Genomic DNA, 24075 nt, shown 5'->3' with positions numbered 1-24075 from the left:
AGAGGGGAACAGAACGAATGAAACACGGATGGTTGTCCAGACAGCTGGGCATGGAACCAGAAGATCAGTGGAAAAAGGAAATTGTTGCGGGAGCAATTTCTTATTTTGCTGTTGTATATATCGTAATGGTTAATGCAGCTATTCTTTCCGATGCAGGAATGCCGCTGCAGGCGGCTATGGTGGGCACACTGCTCACGTCCATTGCAGGATGTCTGCTCATGGCATTTGGCGGTAAATCCCCAGTTGTGGTGGTACCCGGCATGGGGATTAATGCTTTTTTTACATATACACTCGTGCACTCGATGAAACTGACATGGCAGGAAGCGTTGGCTGTGGTAGCTGTTACAGGCCTGCTGTTTGCTGTTGTCGCTTTTACATCATTATATAAAATGATCAGTGAAGCCATTCCGAAAAATCTGCAGCACGGCATTACCGTCGGGATTGGACTATTTCTTACCTTTATCGGTTTGCAAAAAAGCAGTATTGTAATCGCTCACCAGACAACCTTTGTTGCAATCGGTCATTTTAATGACCCCAATGTAATTACAGCCTGTGTAACACTGGTATTGTCTGTTATTCTATTTATCCGAAATGTGCAGGGCGGACTGCTCATTAGTATTCTGATTGGAACAGGACTTGCTTACATACTCGGTGCAGTGCATCCCGGGGAAGCCGTATCTGCGATGGATGCACTGCGGCAGTACAGTGGTTTGTTTGGCCAACTGTCTCTCATGAAGCTGGCAGACATCGCGTTCTGGATTGCCGTGTTCCTGCTGCTGTTAATTGTGGTATTCGAAAATATCGGACTCATTACCGCCCAGACGAATATGATTGGCCGTCCGGCACGGTTCAAGGGCAGTCTGCGCGCACTATCCATCAGCACGGTGCTGGCAGGGGTTTTCGGCAGCAGTCCGCCAGTGGCGGCGGCGGAGACAACAGCAGGTATTGCGGCAGGCGGGCGCACGGGATTGACCCCGCTTGTGACAGCTGTGCTGTTCGGAGCAACTTTTTTCTTCATTCCGCTGCTCGGGTATATTCCCGACAGTGCTATTGCTCCTATTTTGATTATCATTGGCGGTTTGATGGTGCAGGGTGTTAAGGATATGGATTTTAGCGATTTTACCGAGGCATTTCCTGCTTTTTTAATTATGGTCATGATTCCTTTTACTTACAGCATTGTGGATGGCATGGCTTTTGGATTCATAGCATATCCGCTGGCAAAACTGGCTGCAGGGAAAGGCAAGCAGGTACCGCTGGTCATGTATGGCATTTCCATTCTGTTTCTGGCTAACTTTGTCCTGCATGGTATGTTGTAAAACAAATACGAAAAGATCGAGAACGGGAGGAATGGGGAATGGAAGAACAGATGTTAGAGTCTAATGAGCCAAAAGTAGGGAAAAAGGGGTTTAAGGATTTTGTTAAACTGATTGCCTCCACGAACCCGCCAAAACTGATCCTGATCCTGGCTCTCATTCTGACGTTGATTCAAACGACGGCAGGGTTGATTGTGCCTTTGATGACCAAAGGTTTGATTGACGGGCTGACCGCTTCTGCATTGAACAAATCTGTTATTTGGCTGCTGCTTGGTGCTTTTGTTATTCAAGCGATCGCTTCCGGTATCAGCATCTATATGCTGAATTATGCGGGACAGCGTGTCGTGGCGACCCTTCGCACGAAGCTGTGGAATAAAGTGTTATCCCTGCGCATGCCTTATTTTGACCGTAATCGCACAGGGGATACGATGAGCCGGATCACCAATGATACAAGCCAGATTATGACGCTGATTGCAGATTATCTCGTATCATTTGTCTCTAACATTGTGGCGGTGGTTGGCGGTGTAGCACTGCTCTTTTATCTGGACTGGGTGATGTCACTCATCATTCTGAGCTTGGTACCGCTGACGATGCTGATTCTGCTGCCAGTGGGCAGAAAAATGTACAAAATCTCCAAGAGGCAGCAGGACGAAATGGCCGGGCTTACATCTGTGCTTAGTCAGGTGATCAGTGAAATTCGTCTGGTTAAAGCATATGGAACCGAAAAGCAGGAAGCGGAGGCGGGCGATTCACGCATTCGTAAAATGTTTGCTTTTGGATTACAGGAAGCGCGTATTCTCGCGTTGATCGGACCGTTATTTTCCTTTGTTATGACGGCTGTATTGGTTGTAATTCTTGGTGTCGGAGGTATGCGCGTTGCTTCCGGTCTATTATCACCGGGGGAGTTGGTTGCGTTCATTCTGCTGCTGTTCCAGGTCATTATGCCGATGGGGCAGTTTACAACTCTGTATTCACGTTTGCAAAAAGTAGTCGGTGCCACCGAGCGCATTCAATCGATACTGGCAGAAGAGGAAGAACCCGATCACAGCACGAAGCCGGCTCCACAAGGGAATGAGACGATTGCATTTCACAATGTACATTTCTCTTATGTCACAGGGGAAGAGGTTCTTCACGGGATCAATTTAACGGTTCCTACGCGCAAAGTGACGGCTATTGTTGGTCCAAGCGGCAGCGGCAAATCCACGCTGTTCTCGCTGATGGAACAATTTTATCTTCCCGATTCGGGTCACATTTCGTATGGAGGGCAGGACATAGCGGAGTATTCGCTGTCCTCATGGCGTAACAAGATCGGTTATGTATCACAGGAAAGTCCGTTGATGGCCGGTACGATTAAAGATAACATTACTTATGGTTTAAATCGGGAAGTGACAATGGATGAAATCAGGAAAGCTGCTGAAATGGCATATTCCGCTGATTTCATTAACAAGCTGCCGCAAGGCTATGACACGGAAGTAGGTGAGCGAGGCATCAAGCTATCCGGCGGACAGCGCCAGCGAATCGCCATCGCTCGTGCACTGCTGCGCAGCCCTGACATTCTGATGCTGGATGAAGCAACCTCTAGTCTGGACAGTACCTCGGAACACGAAGTACAGCAGGCGTTGTCCAACCTGATGGAAGGCAGAACGACCATTGTTATTGCACATCGATTATCGACGGTTGTGGATTCTGACCAAATTGTTGTGCTGGAGCATGGGCATGTTACCGGAACGGGGACTCACACCGAGCTGATCAGCACTCATCCGGTATACCGCGAGCTGGCGCAAAAGCAGTTCGTTGCACAGGACGGAGAAGACGTCTCGGTCACTCATCATAACATACAAGACGAATCATAATTATTTGCTCTCTTACGCTTATAAAACATAATTGTTGTAACTTGATGTGTGGAAGGGTTTCAGTCATTGCCTGTACGGGGAATGAGCTGAAACCCTTTTTATTTCCTTTCAAATCCCTCATATTGACAGTAAGACTATCCTATTCTATATTATAGATACCGACCGTTGGTATGTAAAAGGGGGTTCAAATCATGGCTAGGAACAAATATCCCGAGCAGACACTGGATCAGATATTAACCGTTTCAGCACAGATGTTTACCCAAAAGGGATACGAGAAGACCAGCATTCAGGACATTATCAATGAGTTAGGCATGTCTAAGGGTGCAGTATATCATCACTTCAAGTCTAAAGAGGATATTCTCAGTGCAGTCATGGAGAAGGAGCTTGGGCGGGCTGAAGAGATGTTTATGGAATTGATTCAAAATACATACGCTCCAAATGCAAAGCAGAAACTCATCAGCATATTGGAAAATATTGTTGTTGATCCTGGTATTCAATCGAACTCGATGGATCAGGTTCTGAGCACTCAGATCAAGAATCCGCAGTTTGTTCTTGGTGGAATCCAAAAAGGAGTTCTGAAGGATGCTCGCATGATTGCTGAACTGATGGAGCAGGGCATTGAGGACGGATCTATTTCCGCTGCATATCCGCTGGAGTGTGCTGAAATTTTCATGCTGCTCGTCAATATCTGGGTTAATCCACTTCTCTTTGGACGTGATCAGGCACAGACAACGGAAAGACTCCGGTTTTTGCAGCATATGATGCGTCTCCTAGGGGCAGATATCGTAAGTGATGAGCTTATTCAACGTATTATCAATAGGCACGCCAGTACAGGAAGTTACGTGGATAATTAACCATGCTGCTGTTCAACGGATTTTCAGGGGAGCAGCTTCGTTTTACTTATGATTTCATCGGATCTGCATGCCGGCTTTTTGGTGATGACCTAATGTCAGGGAGGGAAATGATGTTAAAGCACAGTGAACTCAGCCTCTGTAAAACGCTTGATGTGGACCAGCCCATAAATGATATTGATTTGGATTGGCTGTCGGGGGGGATCCGATTGCTTCCGAGTACTGATGAGATGATACATGTCATGCAGTATGCCAATAAGCATTATTCAGAGCGTAAGCTTATGCAGACCGGTATTAATGGGGATCGATTATGTATCACTGATGGACGAAAAAGGAGAGGTTTCATCGGATTGAATATCGGTCGGACGCTCTTGGAGCTGCACATCCCTCGGCGTGTCTTAACCTCTCTTCAAGTAAAATCAACAGGCGGACAGATGGAGATACATGAGATTCTGGCCAGCCGCTGTCAATGCAAAATCATTTCTGGCAGCATCGTGATATCTGGAAAAATGGAGGAACTTGAGGTATATGCAGCGGCTTCACAGATTGTTGGAAGGCATCTAAAGGCAGACACACTTATGCTGCACTCCAATTCATCGAAGGTCAAAATCTCGGGAGAATTCCGGCATGTGGAATCCAAGACCACCGGGAGAGGGCTTTATATGGATTGTCTTCGGATTCCAGATTATCTTGGTTCTATATCGACGGGAATGAAAGCCGTAGTGTCGATCCCGGATCATGAAGGTTTTGAAGTCCATCTTCAGGAGAGAGCCGGCACGTTAAAAAGTGATTTTGAACTGACACCTCTGCATGGGAAGGTGGGATATTTCTCATACAAAAACGGAAAGAAGCAGTTTCAAATTGAAATTCGTGGGGGAAGTTTTCATCTGAAGCAAAGCAGCGGAACAGTCCATCGATACTGAAGGAGGCACGCAAATGGCAGGCTGGATTGTAGGTATAACCTTTTCCATCATCATACTGATCATTGGAATCTATGGTGTAATCAACAGCAGACACAGGCGTGTGAGCACCAAGTGGGCGTGGTGGTTCGTTTTGTTCGGATGCTGCGCACTTGTCAGTGCTGTGATTAATTATCAATTCAGATGACAAGGGTTGACGATGTAGAGACGAATAAGTCGAAGTCAATGGCATATCAAGAAGTGAAATGAGGTCCGGATCATAAACCGGGTGTGGCTTTCGGGTTCCCTATGTGATATATTGGATATCCTTTTGTATTGCACGATCTACAGCGATGCAGAGCAAACATATATTCTTAGGAGGTAACTGAAACATGTCAGACAGCTTTCAAAGTGCCTATCAAGAAGAAGAGCACAGGTTAGAGCGAACGATGGAGGAAGTGGACCGCCAGCTGGAACGGCTGCGGAATTTCCCGGTGTATACCGGCCATGACTTCACGGAACAAGTGCTGGAAGCCGGGCGCGAAGAACGCCGGAATGCCTTGTCCAAGAGCGCGCAGCAGCCCTATTTCGGACGCTTGGATTTTGAAGAGCAGGGCAGTGGTGAACGGAAACCGCTGTATATTGGCAAAATCGGCGTAGACCGCGAAGAGGTCGGTGAGCATCCACTTGTCATCGATTGGCGTGCTCCCGTTGCGAGCCTGTTTTACTCTTTTACGGGAGGCGAGGCCTCCGCGACGTATGAAGCCCCCGAAGGGCTGATTGAAGGTCTGGTGTACTTGAAACGAAATGTGGTGATTCGTCAGCGCATATTGGAGCGAGTTGCAGATACCTATAATCGGGACAGTGACCAGCCCGCCGTATCGGATGAATTCCTCGTGTACCGCCTTGGCGAGAACAAAGACAACAAGCTGCGGGATATCGTATCCACGATACAGGCCGAGCAGGATCAGATCATTCGTGCGGCGAGAAACACCGCGTTAATCATTCAGGGGGTCGCCGGATCGGGAAAAACAACGGTTGCCCTGCATCGCCTTGCCTTTTTGCTGTATCAGTATAAGGAGCAGGTATCGGCCGAGAAAATGGTCATTTTTGCACCCAACCATATGTTCCTCGATTATATCTCGGATGTGCTGCCGGAACTGGGCGTAGGGGATATTCAGCAGCAGACATTCCCGGATTGGGCTATGAACCTGCTGGGGCTGGATATGCCGCTTGCAGATGCGTCAGAAACGCTGCACACGTGGTTTGAAACTCCCGCTGCACGGCCTGAACTGAATGATGATGTTCCAGGACGTTACAAAGGATCAATCCGTTTCATGGAGCTGATTCGTGAGTGGTTATCGGGGATGGAAGAAGCGTCTGTGCCGGATCTTGATTTTAGTCCATGGGACGGTGCTGTGCTCAGTAAAATGGAGATCGAGAACTGGTTTGGTACAGAGTACAAACACTATCCGCTGGCCAAACGCAAAGAGCGGGTGATGGCACGTATTCACCGCTGGATTGAGATGGAACTGAAAAAACCGATGCCGGAAGCGCTGCGTAAAGAACGTAAGAAGAAGGCTGCCACCCGGGAGAAGGCCTATGCCAAAAAGTGGCCTGAGTATGATCCGCTGATGCTGTATAAACAGCTGTTCAAAGCGGTGAAAGGCGGGGCGGTACCTGTTTCGTTAGCCAATCTCATTCCCAAACCGATCATGAAACAAACGGGTGCTGATCTGAAACAGGATATCATTCGAGAGGAAGATCTTCCTGCACTCGTATATATCCATACGCTGGTTCATGACATTGATGGATCAGAACGTTTTGATCATGTTGTCATAGACGAGGCACAGGATTTCTCTCCATTTCATGTTGCGCTGCTGGATCACTTTGTGAAAGGGCATTCCTTCACCATTTTGGGAGACTTGTCTCAAGGTATTCATGAGTATCGCGGCGTTCATACATGGGAAGAGATGAGCTCGCTTTTTCCGAAAGAGCAGCAGGCATACTTTGCTTTGACCCGAAGTTACCGTTCCACGATGGAAATTATCGATTATGCCAATACCATTCTGGAGCAGGGTGTGAAGAGCGGGATTACGGCCATTCCGGTGTTTCGGAGTGGTGATCCTGTGCGTACGCTTATGTATGGAAGGGAAGGGAGAACGGGCAGTTTGGAGCGAGCACTGAAGCTGCTTACCTCTAAAGACTACCGGACAGTCTCGATCTTGACGCGAACTCTGCATGAAGCCGAGGAGCTTCATCGTGAGCTGCAGACTGCGGGCTGGGATTTAAACCTGATCGATGGCGGCAAAAAGCAGTACAGCGGTGGACATTCCATTTTGCCCGTATATCTGTCGAAAGGGCTTGAATTTGATGCTGCTGTTGTAGCTGATGTTGATCCGTATCATTATTTGCCTGGCTCGGGCGATGCGAAACTGCTTTACGTCGGCTGTACACGTGCGCTGCATGAGTTGTGGTTATTCCATGATGGAAGTATGCCGGTGTATGCAGCGGCAGCGCATAATCCAGAGGGAGAACAGATTACAACCCAAGGTTGGCCGGACGAGGCATAAGTCTGCCCTATAACTCGATTTGAACCTGCCAAGTACGAGCGCAGACAAACGGACGATTACTATTACAGGGAGAACTGATCCATTATTGCTTCCCTTCATGTATATATGGAAAGGCATGACGTTTAGGGCTGTCCCTATACGTCATGCCCTTTTTGTGTTAAGAACAGGATCGGGCTAGACTTGATCATGATCCGAAACCCCAGGGAGTGACGCGGCTTGTTTCTTCCGTGCTGGACGGCGGTTTACCATATAAATGCCTGCGCCAATCATTAAGCCTCCTGCTCCGGTAAACCAGTAGACCTGCTCTCCGAGCAGAATCCAGCTTGAAAGCACACCGAAGAATGGTGCGAGAAACAAATAGGAACTGGTCTGGGCGGGATCACTATGCTGTAATAGATAAAACCAGAGGGAGAACTGTAACATGGAGCAGGCAAATGTCAGCCACAGTAAAGACACAACGGAAACTGCGGTTATTGTAAAATGAGGCCGTTCCGTCCACAGACTGAGCAGAAGCAGTGCTGCGCCTCCAGCAAGCATCTGATAAGCCGTCAGCACAAATGGTTCAAAATCATTACCCCAGCGCTTAATAAGCAGTGTAGACACGGCAAAAGATATCGCGCCCCCGAAACCGATCCAGGTTCCGGGTGTGAGGCTCATATGCCATCCAAAAGTGAGCAGGATACCTGCAAAACCTAAAGTTACACCAATCCACTGGCTTAAACGATAGCTCAGACCGTATAGAACTGCACTGAGAACAATAACGATCAGCGGATTCGTAAATGTAAGGATGGCCGATTCACTGGATGAAATCCAGTTCATACTGTAATAGGCACAGCCCATCACCCCAGCAGATTGAAACAATCCAATGAGAATAATGCGGCTCCAAGCCCGCCATCTTTTGGGTAAAGGACGCTTACGCAGTAATAGGGCCATCAACCCTCCTGCCAGGATGTAGCGCAGTCCCATGAGAAGGAATGGAGGTGCATACGCCATACCTATCCTGCCTACAGGAAAAGAAGTACCCATAATGAGCGTCGTTAAAATAACCAATAAGGCAGCTTTAGCTGGAGTTAAAGCAGTGGAGGCGCTTGTTTTTGGTGCAGTGCTGCCAATCGCCTCGCTCATAATGTCTGCCCGCCATCGACAGTAATAAGCTGCCCTGTCATGGATTGCTGCTCAAGAGCAGCACAGATCATGTGAGCGATGTCCTCTGGCGAAGCGATGCGCTGCAGCAGTAATTGTCCGCCAAGTTGGTGCATCCGCGCTTCATTGCCGGCCCACCAGCGCGTTGCAGCGGCTCCGGGAATGATGGCATTAACCCGAATATGAGGAGAGAGTGCATGAGCCAGTGATAACGTCAAGCCGTGAACTGCAGCTTTGGATACAGCATACGGAAGCGATGAACCGGAACCTGTACTGCCTGCAATGCTGCCTAGGTTCACAATGGCCCCGCCTCCAGCCTGCCCGATCCCTTCTTTTACAGCACGAGCGGAGTGAAACATGCCTTTCACATTAACATCAATGAGTTCATTCCAGACATCATCGGTGACCGAATCCAAATCATGTAAAGGAATGTGATAGGTCATTCCGGCGTTATTGACCAGATCCGTAATGGGGCCATACATTTCGGTTACCGCGGCGACCATTCGGCGTACCTCTCCATCACTGGCAATATTCGCCTGAATAGAACATGCCTGCCCGCCTAGTGCGAGTATGTGCCGAACGGTTTCTTCTGCGGCCTGCTGTGAGCGGGAGTAATTCAGGATCACCTTTGCTCCTCGTTCAGCAAGCTGTATACCTGCAGCCCGGCCTATGCCTGTGCCCCCACCTGTTATTAAAACAATCCTGTTTGTCCAGTATCTCATGCTGTACACTCCTTCTTTGTATTAACTTTTGGAGATCGGTGATTGGAGATTATATCCTGTAATGATCATGTGTGGTCTGATATGCAGGTAACAGGGATTAAGTCTCAATGAAATAAGCGCAATAAATCTAATGTCATTGTAGTCGCTTTTGTATATGGCGTATAATGATTACTAATGAACTGGACATCATTTTGAGTGATGTCAGAGTGGAGGCGTGATGGAAAGCGGGGATCTTCGAATATTTCAATGTGTTGCCCGGGAAGGGAATCTGACGAGAGCTGCAGCGAGGCTCGGGTACGTTCAATCCAACGTTACGGCACGCATACGGCATTTGGAGGCTGAGGTGAATACGCCCTTGTTCATCCGGCATAATCGGGGAATGACACTTTCTCCGGCGGGAGAGATGCTGCTGGCTTATGCCGATAAGATTATTGGTCTGCTGAATGATGCTTCCAGGGCACTTCAGGCTGCCAATACGCCATCCGGCCCTTTGCAGATTGGGTCTATACAGACAGCTGCCGCGGTGAGGCTGCCGCGTTTGCTTGCGAAATACTACAGCCAGTACCCGGATGTTGCGCTGGCGCTGGCATCAGGTCATTCACAGATGCTTATTGATCAGGTCATCGGGTATGAATTGGAAGGAGCATTTATCGGCTGCGCCTGTGACCATCCCGATATTAAATCTGTGGATGTATTCGATGAGGAACTATTTATTGTCTCGGCTCCAGTCCTGTCAGCGGATGAACTGGAACGAAAGCCGATTTTAGTGTATAGTCTGGGCTGCTCTTATCGTAAAATTCTGGAGGACTGGATGCTTCTAAGAGGTGTTCATCGCCCAGTCATTTTGGAGTTCGGGACATTGGAGGCGATTATCAGCGGCGTGACCTCGGGCATGGGGATTTCGCTGCTGCCTGAAATCGTCATTCATCAGCAGGTCGAAAACGGTCTGCTCCGCAAACATTCTCTTCCTCCCGGAATGAACCGTATGATGACACGGTTTATTACACGTAAGGATGTGTTTGTCAGCAGTGCGCTTGGGGCTTTTATGGAAATGCTCCCGCAGGAATGTGGTATGATAGGGAATGGAGATTTAATTTAAAATCTCCATTAATGTTATAACTGAGCAGAGATCGGTAATCCGTTAAGGAAGTGAACTATACATGGATTTATTTTCGTTTCAACAGGATACACAGCCGCAAGCCAGACTGCTGGCAGACCGTATGAGGCCTGAGCATCTGGATGAATATATCGGACAAGAACATATTATTGGACCCGGGAAGCTGCTTCGCCGAGCCATTGAGGCTGACCAGATCTCATCCATTCTGCTGTATGGCCCCCCGGGATGCGGCAAGACAACCTTAGCCCACATTATCTCTCAGCACACGCAGGGACAGTTTGTGCGGCTTAACGCCGTGGATGCCTCGGTTAAAGACGTACGCGAAGTGATTGAGCAGGCACAGACGAACAAACAGCTGTACGGCACCAAAACGATTCTGTTCCTTGACGAGGTACATCGTTTTAACAGCTCACGCCAAGATGCGCTGCTGCCCGCGGTAGAGAAGGGCACCATTATTTTCATCGGGGCGACAACAGAGAACCCTTTTCATTATGTAAATGGAGCCTTAATGAGCCGTTCTACTCTGTTCCAGCTTGAGTCGCTGACCAAGGAGCATTCACTGGTTGCCATGCGCAGAGCGCTAAGCGATGCGGATAAAGGGCTTGGTTTTATGGAGCTGCGAGCAGACGATGAAGCTTTGGAACACATTGCAGCAATGGCCAACGGCGATATTCGCCGCGCTTTGAACGCACTGGAGCTGGCTGCGCTCACTACACCGCCTGAGCAGGATGGAACGATTCACGTCACGCTGGCTGTTGCGGAAGAGTCCATTCGCCGTCCCATCGTAAAGGCAGACGAGTCCACGCAGTATGATGTCTTGTCTGCTTTTCACAAAAGCATCCGTGGTTCAAGCGATGCAGCGCTGTTCTGGTTTCTGTATGCGGTCGAGAAGCTCGGCATGGACCCGATGACGTTCATTCGCCGCCTGATTGCAGCAAGCAGTGAGGATATTGGACTAGCGAATCCGCAGGCGATGACTCAGGCGATCGGTGCGCTTGATGCGTATCGGAATAACGGCTGGCCTGAAGCCAAGCTGAACATTGCGCAGGCTATTTTGTTTGCGGTGGAAAGTCCGAAATCCAATGCGGTGTATACGGCCATTTCCAAGGCAATGAGTGCAATAGACGAGGTCAAATCGGCTGAAGTGCCGCTGCATCTGAGGGATACACATTATTCGGGAGCTGCCAAGCTGGGACATGAGGGATATCAGTACCCTCATAACTATCCCGGACATTATGTGAAGCAGGAGTATTTGCCCAAACAGCTGTCCCGCAGAGTCTTCTATGAAGCCACAGAGCAGGGGAATGAATCAAAGATCAGGTTGAATCAGCAGCGGCGAAGAGAGCTGTAGCCGCACTTGGATTCTCAAGCCTGAAGCAGGAGATGGACACAGATGAAAGAGTTCGTATATATTGGAGCTGGCGGTTTTCTGGGCACATTAACCCGTTATACCATCCAGCTTCTGATCCCCTCGGCCAATACAGGTTTTCCATGGGCAGTGCTGCTGATCAATGCGATCGGCAGCCTGTTTTTAGGTTGGTTCTTTACCATTGCCATTCCCGAAAAAGTAACACCGCAGCTTCGTCTTGCCATCGGTACAGGCTTTACCGGAGCCTTCACCACCTTCTCCACATTCACACTGGATATCGTTCGTTTATCAGAGGGCGGAGAATGGCTGAAAGCTGCAGCGTATCTCCTTTTTAGTGTGGCAGCCGGACTGCTGCTCTGTGCCTTCGGCATCAAGCTTGGAAACCGAATGCTCGCTGTCTCTCCAAAAGGGAGTGATACCCGATGATCGTGTGGATCGGAGCAGCCGGCGTATTAGGTGCGCTTGTTCGTTACAGTCTGGGGAAGGCCGTCTCCGGCAAACTGGGGACTTCGTTTCCTTGGGGCACCTGGATCATTAATGTCAGCGGTTCTCTTCTGCTTGGCATGCTGTATGGTGCGCATCAGGCCGCGATGCTGTCAGACTTCACGTGGATCGTGTGGGGAACCGGCTTCTGCGGAGCGTATACCACCTTCTCCACCTTTGGCTACGAAACCTTAACGTTAATGGGGCAGCGGCGATACGGCAGAGCAATTCTTTACGTGGTGAGTTCTGTTGTGGTGGGTGTGTTAGGTTGTATGACAGGTGTTTGGCTTACTGCATAATTGAAATATTTAAATTTTTTTGTGAAAAAAGCAGGAAAAAAGCCTTCCTTCATGGTAATACATGAAAGACGGCTTTTTTTGTAGGAATACATGGAATTGGCTCCATCACCGTCTGAGCGAAGGATACAAGCCCGAAGTACTTTTACTGCATTGCCGGTACAGGTACTTTCTGCACCTGATCAATCGTACCACCGCCGAGGCAGACCTCTCCATCATAAAAAACAACGGCTTGTCCCGGTGTGATCGCTTTTTGCTGCTGATCAAACTGTACATCTACGCTGCCGTCTTCCTGCCAAGTCAACGTAACGCCTTGATCCGGTTGACGATAACGGAATTTGGCTGTGCAGCGGAAAGGTTCTTTCGGTGTATGCTGCGCACCTGCAATCCAGTTGACACCTGCTGCTGTCAGACCTGTGGAGTACAAGCTGGCGTGAGCATCGCCCTGCACGACAAGCAATTGGTTTTTCTCCAAGTTTTTGTCAGCGACAAACCAAGGCTCGCCGCTGCCGGAACCGCCAATGCCAAGTCCTTGACGTTGACCAAGGGTGTAGTACATCAGACCGTCATGACGGCCTTTGACCTCACCTGTCACAATATCAACCATGTCTCCGCCTTTGGCTGGCAGATAGCCGCTCAGGAACTCTTTGAAGTTGCGTTCGCCGATAAAACATACACCTGTGCTGTCTTTTTTCTTAGCCGTATACAGACCGGCAGCTTCAGCAATTTTACGAACTTCCGGTTTGGGCAGATGACCAATCGGGAACATTGCTTTGGAGAGCTGCTTTTGATTAAGAGCATTCAGGAAATACGTTTGGTCTTTATTGTTATCTACACCGCGCAGCAGCTTAAATGTTCCATCCTCTTCAATGAGGCGTGCATAGTGGCCTGTAGCTACATAATCTGCGCCGAGATCCAGCGCTTTGTTCAGAAATTCACCAAATTTGATCTCACGGTTACACATGACATCCGGGTTCGGCGTGCGACCCGACTTATATTCATCAAGGAAATAGGTAAATACTTTATCGAAGTATTCTTTCTCGAAGTTGACAGTGTAGTACGGAATGCCGATCTGTTCGCACACCCGGCGCACATCCTCTGAATCTTCTTCAGCAGTGCAGTGGCCGAACTCGTCTGTATCATCCCAGTTTTTCATGAAAATGCCGATGACATCGTAACCCTGCTCTTTCAGAAGCAGTGCGGTAACGGATGAATCCACACCTCCGGACATGCCAACGACGACCCGTGTGTTTTCATTAGCTTTGGACATCGTTATCACCATTTCTATATATAAATGTGTTTCGTTACTATTCTAGCATAACCCGAACGAACTTACGATACACCCGGCCAATTTTGGATAGTGTCCACTCCAGGCGTACATTTCGGGATATCGTCAATCTTTCTTTTCCATAACACATGCAGATATGTTAACATTACTTGAGGGTTATGATCGGAATACGGAGGATTAGAAGGTTGAGACCTGTTCTCCCTGAAGTTCGCCTGGCGGAATCACGGAATTAACGGTCATGAACCACTTTGAGAAATACCATAAAGAACAGCGATGCGAACAATAAACCATGATGTTCCGCCTTGTTTTTTTGAAAATTGAAAGAGGTGACTCCTTTGAAAATATCGACAAAAGGCCGTTACGGCCTCACAATCATGATGGAGCTGGCTGCCAGAACCGGCGAAGGCCCCACATCACTGAAAAGCATTGCCGAGCGCAACCAGCTCTCGGAGCATTATTTGGAGCAGTTGATTGCACCGCTGCGCAATGCCGGATTGGTCAAGAGCATCCGCGGTGCATATGGCGGTTACATTCTGGCCGGAGACCCTGCAGCAGTAACGGCAGGGGATGTTATTCGTGTACTGGAGGGACCCATTTCACCAGTAGACTTTACCGAGGAAGATGATCCCGCGAAGCGTGATCTGTGGCTGCGCATCCGTGACGGCATTGCGGAAGTGCTGGATTCGACAACGCTGAAAGACCTGATTACATTTGAAGATCAGGAGAAGAAAGATAGTTATATGTTCTACATTTAGGAAGAAATTAGATGATCATCCAGAGGACACACTAAAGCCCCCATATTGGGGGCTTTAACCATGCCAACGGAGAATAAAGCTTGCTTTTACTAATGATTTGAACATAAAAATGAAATCCAACAACCAATGAGGTGACAAACTATGAAACGTATATATCTGGATCACGCCGCTTCGACACCCATGCATCCACGCGTCGCTGAAGTGATGATGAATGTCATGACCAATCAATACGGTAATCCGTCCAGTATCCACGCCTTTGGGCGAGAAGCCAAACGGACGGTTAGTGGAGCAAGGGACTTTATCGCAGCGTCTTTGGGATGCAGCCCCGATGAGCTTGTTTTTACGGGCGGTGGAACAGAGAGTGACAACCTGGCCATATTTGGCGCAGTGGCTTCCAGAGCAGAGAAGGGAAAACATGTGATCACTACGGCGATTGAACATCACGCTGTGCTGCATTCGTGTCAGGAACTAGAGCGGCAGGGATATGAAGTGACCTATCTGCCTGTGGACGAATCGGGGCGCATTAATCTGGAACAGCTGCAAGAAGCCGTTCGACCGGACACTGTGCTGATTACGATGATGTATGCCAATAATGAAGTAGGGACGATTCAGCCTATCCGTGAAGTTGGAGAACTGGCACGCCAGCATCATATTTTATTCCACACGGATGCAGTTCAGGCGCTGGGCAGCCAGCCGATCTCCTGCAAAGACCTGCCTGTGGATCTCGTCAGCTTCTCGGCACATAAAATTAATGGACCGCAGGGTGTTGGTGCATTGTATGTCAGACGCGGCGTTACATTGGAAGCCAGATCTCACGGTGGATTGCAGGAACGACAACGTCGTGCAGGCACGGAGAACATGGCTGGGATTGCCGGGTTTGCAGAGGCACTGAAATGGATCACGGAACAGGGAGACGAGCATCTGCAGCATGCCTTGGAACTGCGAAAGCTGCTGCTTGATCAGCTTGCTGTTCATGTGGGCGCAGAACATTTTCATGTCAACGGACATCCGGAGCATACTCTTCCCAATATTCTTAATATCAGCTTCCCCGAGGTATCTACCGAAACGATGCTGATGAATCTGGATATGGAGGGTATAGCCGCAGCCAGCGGTTCGGCCTGTACTTCAGGTTCGCTTGAAGTATCCCATGTGCTGAAAGCAATGAATTTACCAGAGGCATTTTTACAGACTGCGATTCGATTTAGCTGGGGCTTGGGTAATACTACAAAAGAAATCATCACAACCGCCGAAAAAATTGGAACCATTCTTGAACGGCTGCGTAATAGACCTTAAGGGGCTCTTTACGCATGGAACAAAAGGAGGGAAGAAGTTCCATTTCATCGGTTGGATAGAAGCGGTTTGATGACCGGCGTTTGACTGCCACTCATCAACTTTGGGCATACCTAGCAATAGCGCCGCGCCTATACAATGTGAAGAAGATGAGGGGGACCCAGCGATGAAGCTTCAGGAAATGATCGGACTTGCCGTTTTTGATGTTGAGGATGGGAAGCAGGTCGGTAAAATCCAGGATTTCATTGTGAACGATGATTGGGAGATTGAAGGCATTGAACTTGAGAATAAAGGCCTGTTTACCAATCATGTGAAAATAGTGCAATGGGAAGATATCGTTGCCTATGGCGAAGATGCCGTCATGATCCGTAATCAACAGGCTGTCCGCAAGACGGGGGCCGACGACATAAAATACACGTACCTCCTCGGTCGTTCGAAATTAAAGGAGATGTCCGTGCTCACCGAAGAAGGATTGCTGCTCGGACGAGTCTCTGATGTTTATTTTGACCAGGAGTTGGGAAATACAATAATAGGGATTGAAATTACGGACGGTTTTGTGTCCGATCTGATCGAGGGCCGTAAATGGCTGCCATGTACAAGTGATATGTCTATCGGAGAAAGTGCCATAATGGTGCCGCCGCTGAGTGAACAGCGCTTGGAAAATGCCATTCATTCTGTTAACGGATAGGTGAATGAATATGAAATGTCCAAATTGTAGTTCGAAAGATATCGGAAAAATTGGCTCCCATCAGTTTTACTGCTGGGGATGCTTTATTGAATTAACGGTAAATGGTGAGAAAATGTCTGTGTACCAAGTGGAAGAAGACGGCACATTAAGCTCTCTGGATGATTTGTTCTTTGGAGAAGAGCTGCCGCAGGATTTTCCTCACATTCATGCTTCTTCTTAAAGAAGCAGTTTAACTTCCTCTATATGCGGTTTTGTGACAACAACTGTCATTTTACGCTGCTGCATTTTGCTGGCAGATGGATATAGATGTGGTTACATAGCGGTCAGGAAGGACATGTATAATTAAATATATGATTTACTGATCCGTAAAATGCGCTTTCCTCTTTTCGAAGAGGGGAGCGTTTTTTTTGTTTTGACCTGAAGAGCTGTCTCCTTTGCTCCGACCGACTCTTCTTCCACAGCTTATCTCTGTTTTTGAAGTTAATAAAAATCCCCTCGCCTACATATACTGATTCTCAGAGCCAGTCCATATACTGAACTTTAGAGCCAGTTCAAAGGGGAGATCGAAGTGGAGCAGCTAACTAAAAATAAAATATTTCGTTATGCGATCTGGCTCCTGCTCGGATTGATCATTCTATATTTTATCTGGCTGCTGCGGCCATTACTTTTACATATTTACGGTTTCTTGAAAACGGTACTAGCTCCATTCATCGTCGCACTGATCATATCCTATGTGCTTAATCCAATTGTGAGCATGCTTGGCGGACGGAAAGTCCCGCGGTCCATTGCCGTTCTGTTAATCTATGCTTTTTTTCTGACCTGCATCGGAGTCATATTAATGAATGTCATCCCTGTCCTGATTGAACAGCTCGAAGAACTCAATGAGCATATGCCGGAGCTGTCCATGAGGGCGCAGAATCTGATGAATAACATGGACCATAAATTGATGCCGCCAAGTATACGAACAGGTATGAACAGCTGGTTTTTTCAGATGGAGGATCGACTTACGCAGGGAATTACCGTACTGATGGACAATATTGGAGCCACGATTAATGTGCTGTTTAACGTATTTATTGTACCGTTTCTGATTTTCTATATGTTAAAAGATTTTGATGTGTTCGAACGCACTGTCGTGGCCTATCTGCCTCGTGCCCGCCGTAAAGCAATTGTTTCCGTGATGAAAGAAATTGATACTGCACTCGGAAATTATATTCGTGGTCAATTTATCGTGTGTGTCATCGTGGGCATCTTCGCATATATCGGATACATCGTGATCGATATGCCCTATGCGCTGCTTCTGGCGAGTATTGTGGCTGTATTTAACATCGTTCCATATCTCGGGCCTTTTCTGGGAGCTGCACCTGCGGTGGTGATGGCTTCAACGGTTTCTTTTAAAATGGTACTGCTGGTCATTGCCGTGAACACACTCTGTCAGGTGCTGGAGAGCAATGTGGTTTCCCCGCAGGTGGTAGGTCGAACGCTGCATCTGCATCCGCTCTCGATTATCTTTGCGCTGCTTGTTGGCGGTGAGCTGGCAGGTGTTGTGGGACTTATTTTGGCAGTGCCTGTCTTTGCCGTGTTAAAGGTCATTGTGCAGCATTTTTTCGCGTATTATATCAAACGGAGGACAGAGTGACTCCATCCCTGCAAAAGTGGATCCAACTCTCCATGAGCCGTTCACAAGGCTGTACTTATGCCCTTCGCAAGGCGCGTTGACACTCGCAGACTCTATCGATATAATGAGGGTGTATGTTTACATGATAAAATCAATGATGAAATGAAGTATGCCGAGGGTTCCTTTCCTCAGAGAGCAGACTCCTTCGAATTCAGATAAGTTCTGAGTTCGCTGGCTGGAAGAGTCTTGAAAGTTGAAGCGGCAGAAAGCTGATTTCGGAGTGCAGGACAACCCTGCCGGGCGCGACCGTTACTCGCTTAAACGAGGAGATTGTTTGTTCATCCGTTGATCTGCGGGAGAAGAACAATAACCAGGGTGGTACCGCGATAACATCGTCCCTGATCATTTCAGGGGCGTTTTTTGTGTTTATTTTTAACACAGGTTATATCCAGATTTTCGTTAACCAACCGGGGCGATTTCGCTGCGGAACTTATAATTTAATGGGGGCAACCAGTATGAAAGCTAGTGAAATCCGTTCCAAATGGATCGAGTTTTTTGCAAGTAAAGGACACAAAATTGAACCAAGCGCATCACTCGTGCCGCATAACGACCCTTCCCTGCTGTGGATTAATGCGGGTATGGCACCGCTGAAACCTTATTTTGACGGACGGGAGAAGCCGGAGAATCCGCGTCTGGCGAACTCGCAAAAATGTATCCGTACCAACGATATTGAGAATGTCGGCAAAACACGCCGTCACCATACGTTCTTTGAAATGCTGGGTAACTTCTCGATCGGTGATTACTTCAAAGAAGAAACGATTACCTGGGCTTGGGAGTTTCTAACGAGCAAAGAGTGGATCGGATTTGATCCGGATCGCCTCTCTGTTACGGTTTACCCGGAAGATGAAGAAGCATTCAAGCTGTGGAATGAAAAAGTAGGACTGCCGGCTGAGCGCATCATCAAGCTGGACGAAAACTTCTGGGATATCGGCGAAGGCCCATGCGGTCCATGTACCGAAATCTTCTACGACCGCGGTGAAGCTTACGGAAACGATATGAATGACCCGGAGATGTACCCAGGCGGGGAGAACGAGCGTTATCTGGAAGTTTGGAACCTGGTATTCTCGCAATTTAACCATAACAAAGATGGCAGCTACACACCGCTTCCGAACAAAAACATTGATACAGGCGCGGGTCTGGAGCGTTTTGCTTCCATTCTTCAGAATGTAGATTCCAACTTTGACACAGACCTGTTCCAGCCAATGATTCAAAAAACAGCTGCACTCGCAGGTGTGAAATATAATGAGAGCGTTGAAATTGACGTTGCGCTCAAAGTTATCGCTGACCATATTCGTACGGTAGCATTTGCTGTTGGTGACGGCGTACTGCCGAGCAACGAGGGACGTGGATATGTTATCCGCCGTTTGCTGCGTCGTGCGGTTCGTTACGGTAAAGTATTGGGTCTGGATCGTCCGTTCCTCTATGAGCTGACCACAACCGTTGGTGAAGTGATGGGGATGTACTATCCGGAAGTTGTAGAAAAGCAGGAGTTTATTGCCAAAGTGATCAAAACCGAGGAAGAGCGTTTCCACGAAACGCTGTCAGACGGGCTTGCGATTCTGGCTGATATTAGCGGTACAGCGAAATCCGAAGGACGCACCGTAATTAGCGGACCGGAGGCATTTAAATTATATGACACGTACGGATTCCCGTTTGACCTGACAGAGGATTATGCGGCTGAGCATGGTCTGACAGTAGATCGTGAAGGCTTTGATGCATCTATGCAGGAGCAGCGTGATCGCGCCCGTGCGGGACGTCAGGAGAACGAAAGCATGAAGGTTCAGGGTGGACCGCTGGCGGATCTGGAGGTTAAAAGCGAGTTTGTTGGATATACTGACCTGTTGACGGAAGCAAAAGTAGTGGCGATTGTTGCGGGCGATGCTCTCGCAGATTCCGTAGGAGAAGGGCAGACAGCTCAGATCATTCTCGATAGAACACCGTTCTATGCGGAAAGCGGCGGTCAAGTGAGTGACCAAGGCTTGCTGCGCGGCACAGGTGCTGCGGCAAAAGTCCAAGGGTTGTTCAAGGCTCCGCAAGGGCAGCATGTGCATATGGTAACGATTGAGTCCGGTGAGCTTCGTGTGGGCGATGTGATCCAGGCCGAAGTAGACCGGGAGAAACGCGGCGATATCATTAAAAACCATACAGCTACACACCTGCTGCACAAAGCGCTGAAGGATGTGCTGGGAACGCATGTGAATCAAGCGGGTTCCCTGGTGGAACCGCAGCGTCTGCGTTTTGACTTTTCTCACTTCGGCAGCATTACACCGGAAGAGCTGACTGAAATTGAACGTCAGGTGAATGAACAAATCTGGAATCGCCTGAACGTTAATATTGAACTGAAGGGCATTGATGAAGCGAAGGAAATGGGTGCAATGGCCCTGTTCGGAGAGAAATACGGCGATATTGTACGCGTTGTTCAAATTGGTGATTATAGTTTGGAACTTTGCGGCGGCTGTCACGTAAATAATACTTCAGAGATTGGAATCTTCAAATTGGTCAGCGAAAGCGGAATTGGCTCTGGTGTACGCCGGATTGAAGCTGTTACGGGTCGCGGTGCATATCTGTATGTGGAAAGCCAGCTGGAGCTGCTCAAACAGTCCGCTGCGCTGCTTAAAGCCAATGTGACCGATGTGCCGAAGCGGATCGAAGGTCTGAATCAGCAGCTGAAAGAAGCGGCGAGAGAAACGGAATCGCTGCAGAGCAAACTGAGTGCGATGGAAGCAGGTCAGCTGACTGACCAAGTCGTACAAGCAGGGAACACACAAGTGCTGGCAGCCCGCGTAGATGCACCGAATATGGATGCACTGCGTACCGTTGCGGATGAACTGAAAGTAAAACTGCCGGATGCTGTTCTCGTACTCGGAGCACCAGCAGACGGTAAAGTGAATTTCGTTGTCGCCGTACCTGCTGCACAGGTGAAACAAGGTCTGCATGCCGGTAAAATTGTCAAGGAAGTTGCTGCAGTTTGCGGCGGCGGAGGTGGCGGACGCCCGGATATGGCGCAGGCTGGAGGCAAGGACGCAAGTAAGCTGGATGAAGCGCTAAAAGTGGCTGTTTCCATCATTAGCCAGTAAAGGACAAGCAAAAAACACAATTGCCTTATCCTTTGTGTACTTGTGGCAGTCAGAATATGTTATTATATAAACAGAAATCAATTCGGCAGGACATGGTCCCCATGTCCATGCAGGAGCGAGGTGTCATCAATGGACTCCATGGATAAGACGGTTAAATTCAATGTGAAAGGTGACGAGCAGGAAGCATCCTCGAAAGAGATTCTGCTCACGGTATATGACGCGCTGGTCGATAAAGAGTATAATCCCATTAACCAGATCGTTGGATATCTGATATCCGGCGACCCCGCGTATATTCCGCGTCACAACAACGCACGTAGTCTGGTCCGGAAAAAGGAGCGCGACGAGCTGATTGAAGAGCTTGTACGTTCTTATCTGGCCAATCACCGGTAATGTACGCCGCTTCCGTTTGTCTGCAGCTGTGCAGGCAGGCGGACAATGAACCGACAGAAGACAGACTGAAGTCTGAACAGGCGGTAGGAATATCGTTCTGAACAGGCCGCAGGATGGGAGAGCATGATGAAAAAATTAGGTTTGGACTATGGGGACCGCAGAATCGGGGTAGCAGTGAGTGACGCCTTCGGTTGGACTGCCCAGGGATTAGAAGTGCTTGAACGCCGCCGGGATGAAGGTGAGTTCACACGAATTGCGGAACTGGTGCGGGAGCACGAGATCAGTGAAATCGTAGTGGGACTCCCCAAAAACATGAACGGCACCGTAGGACCGCGTGGTGAATTATGCATTGCGTTTGCTGAGCGCCTGCGGGGCGAACTGAATTTACCTGTTCACCTTTGGGATGAACGGCTGACAACGATGGCAGCCGAACGTACGCTGATCGAAGCGGATGTCAGCCGCAAAAAACGCAAACAGGTCGTGGACAAAATGGCCGCCAGCCTGATTTTGCAAAATTATTTGGATGCCAATAGTACAAGGTGAGGGGGATCAACAATGGCTGAAGATCAACTGGGTATGGAAGAAGAAGCTGAGATCATTTACATTGCAGATGACGAGGGTAATGAAGAGGAATTTGAAGTCATCATGAAATTCGAAGTAGACGGTTCGGAGGCCAAGTATATGATGGTTGCTCCGGTTGAACCTGAAGATGGCGAGACGGATGTGTATGCATTCCGTTATGAAGAAGATGGCGATGATATTAAACTTTTTGTGATCCAAGATGATGCCGAGTGGGATATTGTCGAGGAGACCTTTAATACATTTCTTGCTGAAGATGAAGAGGAAGCGAACTAAATGACGGAATATAATCGCAAAGACCTGAAATGGACAGATTCGCTGCGTCTGGCATTCGGTGCTCATGTGGAGCTCGAGGAAGAGAACGGTAAATCACATCCGTATGAACTGCTCGCTGAATTTGAGGTACACGGGCAGCAGTACGCGGTGCTCCGCAGTTCATTGCGTCCGTATGACGAGGTTGAACTGCTGCGGGTTGTACCTGGCAGTGAGAACCAGGTCATGCCGGAATTAGTTACGATTGATGATGACGATGAGTGGGAGAGCATCTCGGAGCTGTATGATGAGTGTACACTCCCGATTGACGAGGATTAATCAGCTTCAAATCGAAAAAACCGGAAGGGCGGAGAAGTCCGCTCTTTTTGGTTGTGTAAAGGAGTTGTGTCTCTGTTGAAAGGCAAAGTCATAGGTATCCTGCTTCTCGTCCTGTTCATTCTGGCTGCAGCAGCTGGCGGGTATGTATGGAGCATGATGCGTCCGATGCAGGCTTCTACCGAGCCTGTTGTATTCGAAATCAAGAGTGGATCGGGAATTTCGAAAATTGCGGATCAGCTGCAGCAGGAAGGAATTATTCGAAACAGTCTCGTTTTCAAGGGATATTTAAAGTGGAATAAGCTGGGCAGCAATTTTATGGCGGGGAAATATGCCATGAATCCGGGGGTAACGTACGATGAGATTATTCATAAACTGAGCAGCGGCGATGTCGTACCTGAGGAGATGGTGAAGTTCACCATTCCAGAAGGGTATACGGTTCTGCAGATGGCGGACAAGCTTTCAGCAGATGGCATTGTGGATAAAAAAGAGTTCCTGAAGCTGGCTAATGACCCATCGGCCTTCGACGTGGATGTCATCAAAAATATCCCGGTAGATGAAGAATTGCGCTATGTGCTGGAGGGGTATCTTTTCCCGGAGACGTACGAATTAAAAAAAGGCAGCACTACTCATGAGGTAATGCAGCGCATGTTAGAAGAGTTCCAGACTAAAGTGAACTCCATTCCGGATTTGCAGGCAAAGCTGGAGCAGCGGAAACTGTCACTGCATGAATTGCTGACGATTGCATCACTTGTGGAACGAGAAGTAGTTGTGGACAAAGAGCGTGCACTGGTAGCAGGTGTAATCTACAATCGGATCAAAGAGGATATGAAGCTGGAGATCGATGCGACGGTGCAGTATCTGCTCGACAAACCGAAGGCTCGGCTGCTCTTTAAGGATCTGAAGGTACAGAGTCCATATAATACGTACTTGAACAAAGGGCTGCCGCCGGGGCCGATTGCCAGTCCGAGTCTTGCATCCATTGAAGCGGCACTGAATCCGGAAGCCTCAGAGTACCTGTTTTATGTAACCAAAAAGGATGGGACTTCAGGACATCTGTTTGCCAAGACATACAGGGAACATCAGCAAAATATAGCCAAAAGTAAGGCTGCGCAATAAGCGGAGG

Annotated in this window: 24 protein-coding genes; 21 read left to right on the top strand and 3 right to left on the bottom strand. The window is 48.5% G+C overall.

Annotated features, from left to right (window positions below; all coding sequences use genetic code 11):
* Positions 1 to 17 precede the first annotated feature (17 nt).
* From MKY97_RS22470 to MKY97_RS22445, 6 genes are all read left to right on the top strand, one after another.
* Positions 18 to 1316, top strand: a complete 1299-nt coding sequence (locus MKY97_RS22470; RefSeq protein ID WP_342552480.1) for an NCS2 family permease — start codon at positions 18 to 20, stop codon at positions 1314 to 1316.
* Positions 1317 to 1354: 38 nt separating this feature from the next.
* Positions 1355 to 3166: an ABC transporter ATP-binding protein gene (locus tag MKY97_RS22465; RefSeq protein WP_342552479.1), complete on the top strand. Its 1812-nt coding sequence runs from the start codon at positions 1355 to 1357 to the stop codon at positions 3164 to 3166.
* Between the two features lie 191 nt (positions 3167 to 3357).
* On the top strand, positions 3358 to 4020 hold the full coding sequence (locus tag MKY97_RS22460) for a TetR/AcrR family transcriptional regulator (protein ID WP_342552478.1): 663 nt from the start codon (positions 3358 to 3360) through the stop codon (positions 4018 to 4020).
* A 2-nt stretch (positions 4021 to 4022) separates the two neighbouring features.
* Positions 4023 to 4940 (top strand): DUF4097 family beta strand repeat-containing protein, encoded by a 918-nt coding sequence (locus tag MKY97_RS22455; protein ID WP_342552477.1) that lies wholly within the window; start codon positions 4023 to 4025, stop codon positions 4938 to 4940.
* A gap of 13 nt (positions 4941 to 4953) precedes the next feature.
* Positions 4954 to 5124 (top strand): hypothetical protein, encoded by a 171-nt coding sequence (locus MKY97_RS22450; RefSeq protein ID WP_342552476.1) that lies wholly within the window; start codon positions 4954 to 4956, stop codon positions 5122 to 5124.
* Positions 5125 to 5308: 184 nt separating this feature from the next.
* Positions 5309 to 7489, top strand: coding sequence for a UvrD-helicase domain-containing protein (locus MKY97_RS22445; RefSeq protein ID WP_342552475.1), 2181 nt, complete (start codon positions 5309 to 5311; stop codon positions 7487 to 7489).
* 174 nt (positions 7490 to 7663) lie between these two features.
* Here MKY97_RS22445 and MKY97_RS22440 read toward each other — a convergent pair whose 3' ends face one another.
* Together MKY97_RS22440 and MKY97_RS22435 are read right to left on the bottom strand one after the other, a co-directional pair.
* Positions 7664 to 8614, bottom strand: a complete 951-nt coding sequence (locus tag MKY97_RS22440) for a DMT family transporter (RefSeq protein ID WP_342552474.1) — start codon at positions 8612 to 8614, stop codon at positions 7664 to 7666.
* Positions 8611 to 9354 (bottom strand): SDR family NAD(P)-dependent oxidoreductase, encoded by a 744-nt coding sequence (locus tag MKY97_RS22435; RefSeq protein WP_342552473.1) that lies wholly within the window; start codon positions 9352 to 9354, stop codon positions 8611 to 8613. Before MKY97_RS22435 ends, MKY97_RS22440 begins: the two co-directional genes overlap by 4 nt.
* A 217-nt stretch (positions 9355 to 9571) precedes the next feature.
* Here MKY97_RS22435 and MKY97_RS22430 point away from each other — a divergent pair, with 217 nt between their 5' ends.
* From MKY97_RS22430 to crcB, 4 genes are all read left to right on the top strand, one after another.
* On the top strand, positions 9572 to 10453 hold the full coding sequence (locus tag MKY97_RS22430; protein ID WP_342552472.1) for a LysR family transcriptional regulator: 882 nt from the start codon (positions 9572 to 9574) through the stop codon (positions 10451 to 10453).
* Between the two features lie 61 nt (positions 10454 to 10514).
* Positions 10515 to 11822: a replication-associated recombination protein A gene (locus MKY97_RS22425; RefSeq protein ID WP_342552471.1), complete on the top strand. Its 1308-nt coding sequence runs from the start codon at positions 10515 to 10517 to the stop codon at positions 11820 to 11822.
* Between the two features lie 42 nt (positions 11823 to 11864).
* Positions 11865 to 12266 carry a CrcB family protein gene (locus MKY97_RS22420; protein WP_342552470.1) on the top strand — a complete coding sequence of 134 codons (402 nt, stop codon included), beginning with the start codon at positions 11865 to 11867 and terminating at the stop codon, positions 12264 to 12266.
* Complete coding sequence (gene crcB / locus MKY97_RS22415) at positions 12263 to 12622, top strand: fluoride efflux transporter CrcB (protein WP_342552469.1); 360 nt, start codon at positions 12263 to 12265, stop codon at positions 12620 to 12622. The genes MKY97_RS22420 and crcB overlap by 4 nt, the downstream gene beginning before the upstream one ends.
* 142 nt (positions 12623 to 12764) lie before the next feature.
* Here crcB and mnmA read toward each other — a convergent pair whose 3' ends face one another.
* Positions 12765 to 13889, bottom strand: a complete 1125-nt coding sequence (gene mnmA, locus MKY97_RS22410; RefSeq protein WP_342552468.1) for a tRNA 2-thiouridine(34) synthase MnmA — start codon at positions 13887 to 13889, stop codon at positions 12765 to 12767.
* Between the two features lie 353 nt (positions 13890 to 14242).
* Between mnmA and MKY97_RS22405 the strand changes: the two genes are divergently transcribed.
* The 11 genes from MKY97_RS22405 to mltG all read left to right on the top strand — a co-directional run bounded on the left by MKY97_RS22405 (position 14243) and on the right by mltG (position 24068).
* Positions 14243 to 14662, top strand: coding sequence for an Rrf2 family transcriptional regulator (locus MKY97_RS22405; protein ID WP_342552467.1), 420 nt, complete (start codon positions 14243 to 14245; stop codon positions 14660 to 14662).
* 141 nt (positions 14663 to 14803) lie between these two features.
* Entirely contained in the window at positions 14804 to 15955 is a 1152-nt protein-coding gene (locus MKY97_RS22400; protein WP_342552466.1) for a cysteine desulfurase family protein, read from the top strand.
* A gap of 163 nt (positions 15956 to 16118) precedes the next feature.
* The gene (locus MKY97_RS22395) at positions 16119 to 16640 is read left to right on the top strand and encodes a PRC-barrel domain-containing protein (protein ID WP_342552465.1); all 522 of its coding nucleotides are present in this window, start codon (positions 16119 to 16121) and stop codon (positions 16638 to 16640) included.
* A gap of 10 nt (positions 16641 to 16650) precedes the next feature.
* The gene (locus tag MKY97_RS22390; RefSeq protein ID WP_090915543.1) at positions 16651 to 16860 is read left to right on the top strand and encodes a hypothetical protein; all 210 of its coding nucleotides are present in this window, start codon (positions 16651 to 16653) and stop codon (positions 16858 to 16860) included.
* Between the two features lie 348 nt (positions 16861 to 17208).
* On the top strand, positions 17209 to 18276 hold the full coding sequence (locus MKY97_RS22385; RefSeq protein ID WP_342552464.1) for an AI-2E family transporter: 1068 nt from the start codon (positions 17209 to 17211) through the stop codon (positions 18274 to 18276).
* Positions 18277 to 18770: 494 nt separating this feature from the next.
* Positions 18771 to 21392: an alanine--tRNA ligase gene (gene alaS / locus MKY97_RS22380; RefSeq protein WP_342552463.1), complete on the top strand. Its 2622-nt coding sequence runs from the start codon at positions 18771 to 18773 to the stop codon at positions 21390 to 21392.
* 129 nt (positions 21393 to 21521) lie between these two features.
* The gene (locus MKY97_RS22375; RefSeq protein ID WP_036616950.1) at positions 21522 to 21782 is read left to right on the top strand and encodes an IreB family regulatory phosphoprotein; all 261 of its coding nucleotides are present in this window, start codon (positions 21522 to 21524) and stop codon (positions 21780 to 21782) included.
* Between the two features lie 126 nt (positions 21783 to 21908).
* Positions 21909 to 22325: a Holliday junction resolvase RuvX gene (ruvX, locus tag MKY97_RS22370; RefSeq protein WP_184186045.1), complete on the top strand. Its 417-nt coding sequence runs from the start codon at positions 21909 to 21911 to the stop codon at positions 22323 to 22325.
* A gap of 12 nt (positions 22326 to 22337) precedes the next feature.
* Complete coding sequence (locus tag MKY97_RS22365; protein WP_090915532.1) at positions 22338 to 22637, top strand: DUF1292 domain-containing protein; 300 nt, start codon at positions 22338 to 22340, stop codon at positions 22635 to 22637.
* Positions 22638 to 22952 carry a DUF1292 domain-containing protein gene (locus tag MKY97_RS22360; RefSeq protein WP_342552462.1) on the top strand — a complete coding sequence of 105 codons (315 nt, stop codon included), beginning with the start codon at positions 22638 to 22640 and terminating at the stop codon, positions 22950 to 22952. It abuts the gene before it with no gap.
* Between the two features lie 75 nt (positions 22953 to 23027).
* Positions 23028 to 24068 (top strand): endolytic transglycosylase MltG, encoded by a 1041-nt coding sequence (gene mltG / locus MKY97_RS22355; protein WP_342552461.1) that lies wholly within the window; start codon positions 23028 to 23030, stop codon positions 24066 to 24068.
* The last annotated feature ends 7 nt before the right edge of the window (positions 24069 to 24075 follow it).

Origin of the sequence: Paenibacillus sp. FSL R7-0652 (assembly GCF_038595045.1) — a bacterium.
GTDB lineage: Bacteria > Bacillota > Bacilli > Paenibacillales > Paenibacillaceae > Paenibacillus.
Note: the sequence above shows the minus strand (reverse complement) of the source record. Positions and strands in the feature narration are given on the sequence as shown.

What these genes read in the sequence shown, in the direction of transcription:
- MKY97_RS22455 (WP_342552477.1), top strand. Translation starts at nt 4,023, where the DNA reads ATGCTGCTGTTCAACGGATTTTCAGGGGAGCAGCTTCGTTTTACTTAT.
- MKY97_RS22435 (WP_342552473.1), bottom strand. Translation starts at nt 9,354, where the DNA reads ATGAGATACTGGACAAACAGGATTGTTTTAATAACAGGTGGGGGCACA.
- MKY97_RS22395 (WP_342552465.1), top strand. Translation starts at nt 16,119, where the DNA reads ATGAAGCTTCAGGAAATGATCGGACTTGCCGTTTTTGATGTTGAGGAT.
- MKY97_RS22440 (WP_342552474.1), bottom strand. Translation starts at nt 8,614, where the DNA reads ATGAGCGAGGCGATTGGCAGCACTGCACCAAAAACAAGCGCCTCCACT.
- MKY97_RS22450 (WP_342552476.1), top strand. Translation starts at nt 4,954, where the DNA reads ATGGCAGGCTGGATTGTAGGTATAACCTTTTCCATCATCATACTGATC.
- MKY97_RS22375 (WP_036616950.1), top strand. Translation starts at nt 21,522, where the DNA reads ATGGACTCCATGGATAAGACGGTTAAATTCAATGTGAAAGGTGACGAG.
- MKY97_RS22470 (WP_342552480.1), top strand. Translation starts at nt 18, where the DNA reads ATGAAACACGGATGGTTGTCCAGACAGCTGGGCATGGAACCAGAAGAT.
- MKY97_RS22400 (WP_342552466.1), top strand. Translation starts at nt 14,804, where the DNA reads ATGAAACGTATATATCTGGATCACGCCGCTTCGACACCCATGCATCCA.
- MKY97_RS22425 (WP_342552471.1), top strand. Translation starts at nt 10,515, where the DNA reads ATGGATTTATTTTCGTTTCAACAGGATACACAGCCGCAAGCCAGACTG.
- MKY97_RS22420 (WP_342552470.1), top strand. Translation starts at nt 11,865, where the DNA reads ATGAAAGAGTTCGTATATATTGGAGCTGGCGGTTTTCTGGGCACATTA.
- crcB (WP_342552469.1), top strand. Translation starts at nt 12,263, where the DNA reads ATGATCGTGTGGATCGGAGCAGCCGGCGTATTAGGTGCGCTTGTTCGT.
- MKY97_RS22390 (WP_090915543.1), top strand. Translation starts at nt 16,651, where the DNA reads ATGAAATGTCCAAATTGTAGTTCGAAAGATATCGGAAAAATTGGCTCC.
- MKY97_RS22465 (WP_342552479.1), top strand. Translation starts at nt 1,355, where the DNA reads ATGGAAGAACAGATGTTAGAGTCTAATGAGCCAAAAGTAGGGAAAAAG.
- MKY97_RS22430 (WP_342552472.1), top strand. Translation starts at nt 9,572, where the DNA reads ATGGAAAGCGGGGATCTTCGAATATTTCAATGTGTTGCCCGGGAAGGG.
- alaS (WP_342552463.1), top strand. Translation starts at nt 18,771, where the DNA reads ATGAAAGCTAGTGAAATCCGTTCCAAATGGATCGAGTTTTTTGCAAGT.
- ruvX (WP_184186045.1), top strand. Translation starts at nt 21,909, where the DNA reads ATGAAAAAATTAGGTTTGGACTATGGGGACCGCAGAATCGGGGTAGCA.
- MKY97_RS22360 (WP_342552462.1), top strand. Translation starts at nt 22,638, where the DNA reads ATGACGGAATATAATCGCAAAGACCTGAAATGGACAGATTCGCTGCGT.
- mnmA (WP_342552468.1), bottom strand. Translation starts at nt 13,889, where the DNA reads ATGTCCAAAGCTAATGAAAACACACGGGTCGTCGTTGGCATGTCCGGA.
- MKY97_RS22460 (WP_342552478.1), top strand. Translation starts at nt 3,358, where the DNA reads ATGGCTAGGAACAAATATCCCGAGCAGACACTGGATCAGATATTAACC.
- MKY97_RS22365 (WP_090915532.1), top strand. Translation starts at nt 22,338, where the DNA reads ATGGCTGAAGATCAACTGGGTATGGAAGAAGAAGCTGAGATCATTTAC.
- MKY97_RS22445 (WP_342552475.1), top strand. Translation starts at nt 5,309, where the DNA reads ATGTCAGACAGCTTTCAAAGTGCCTATCAAGAAGAAGAGCACAGGTTA.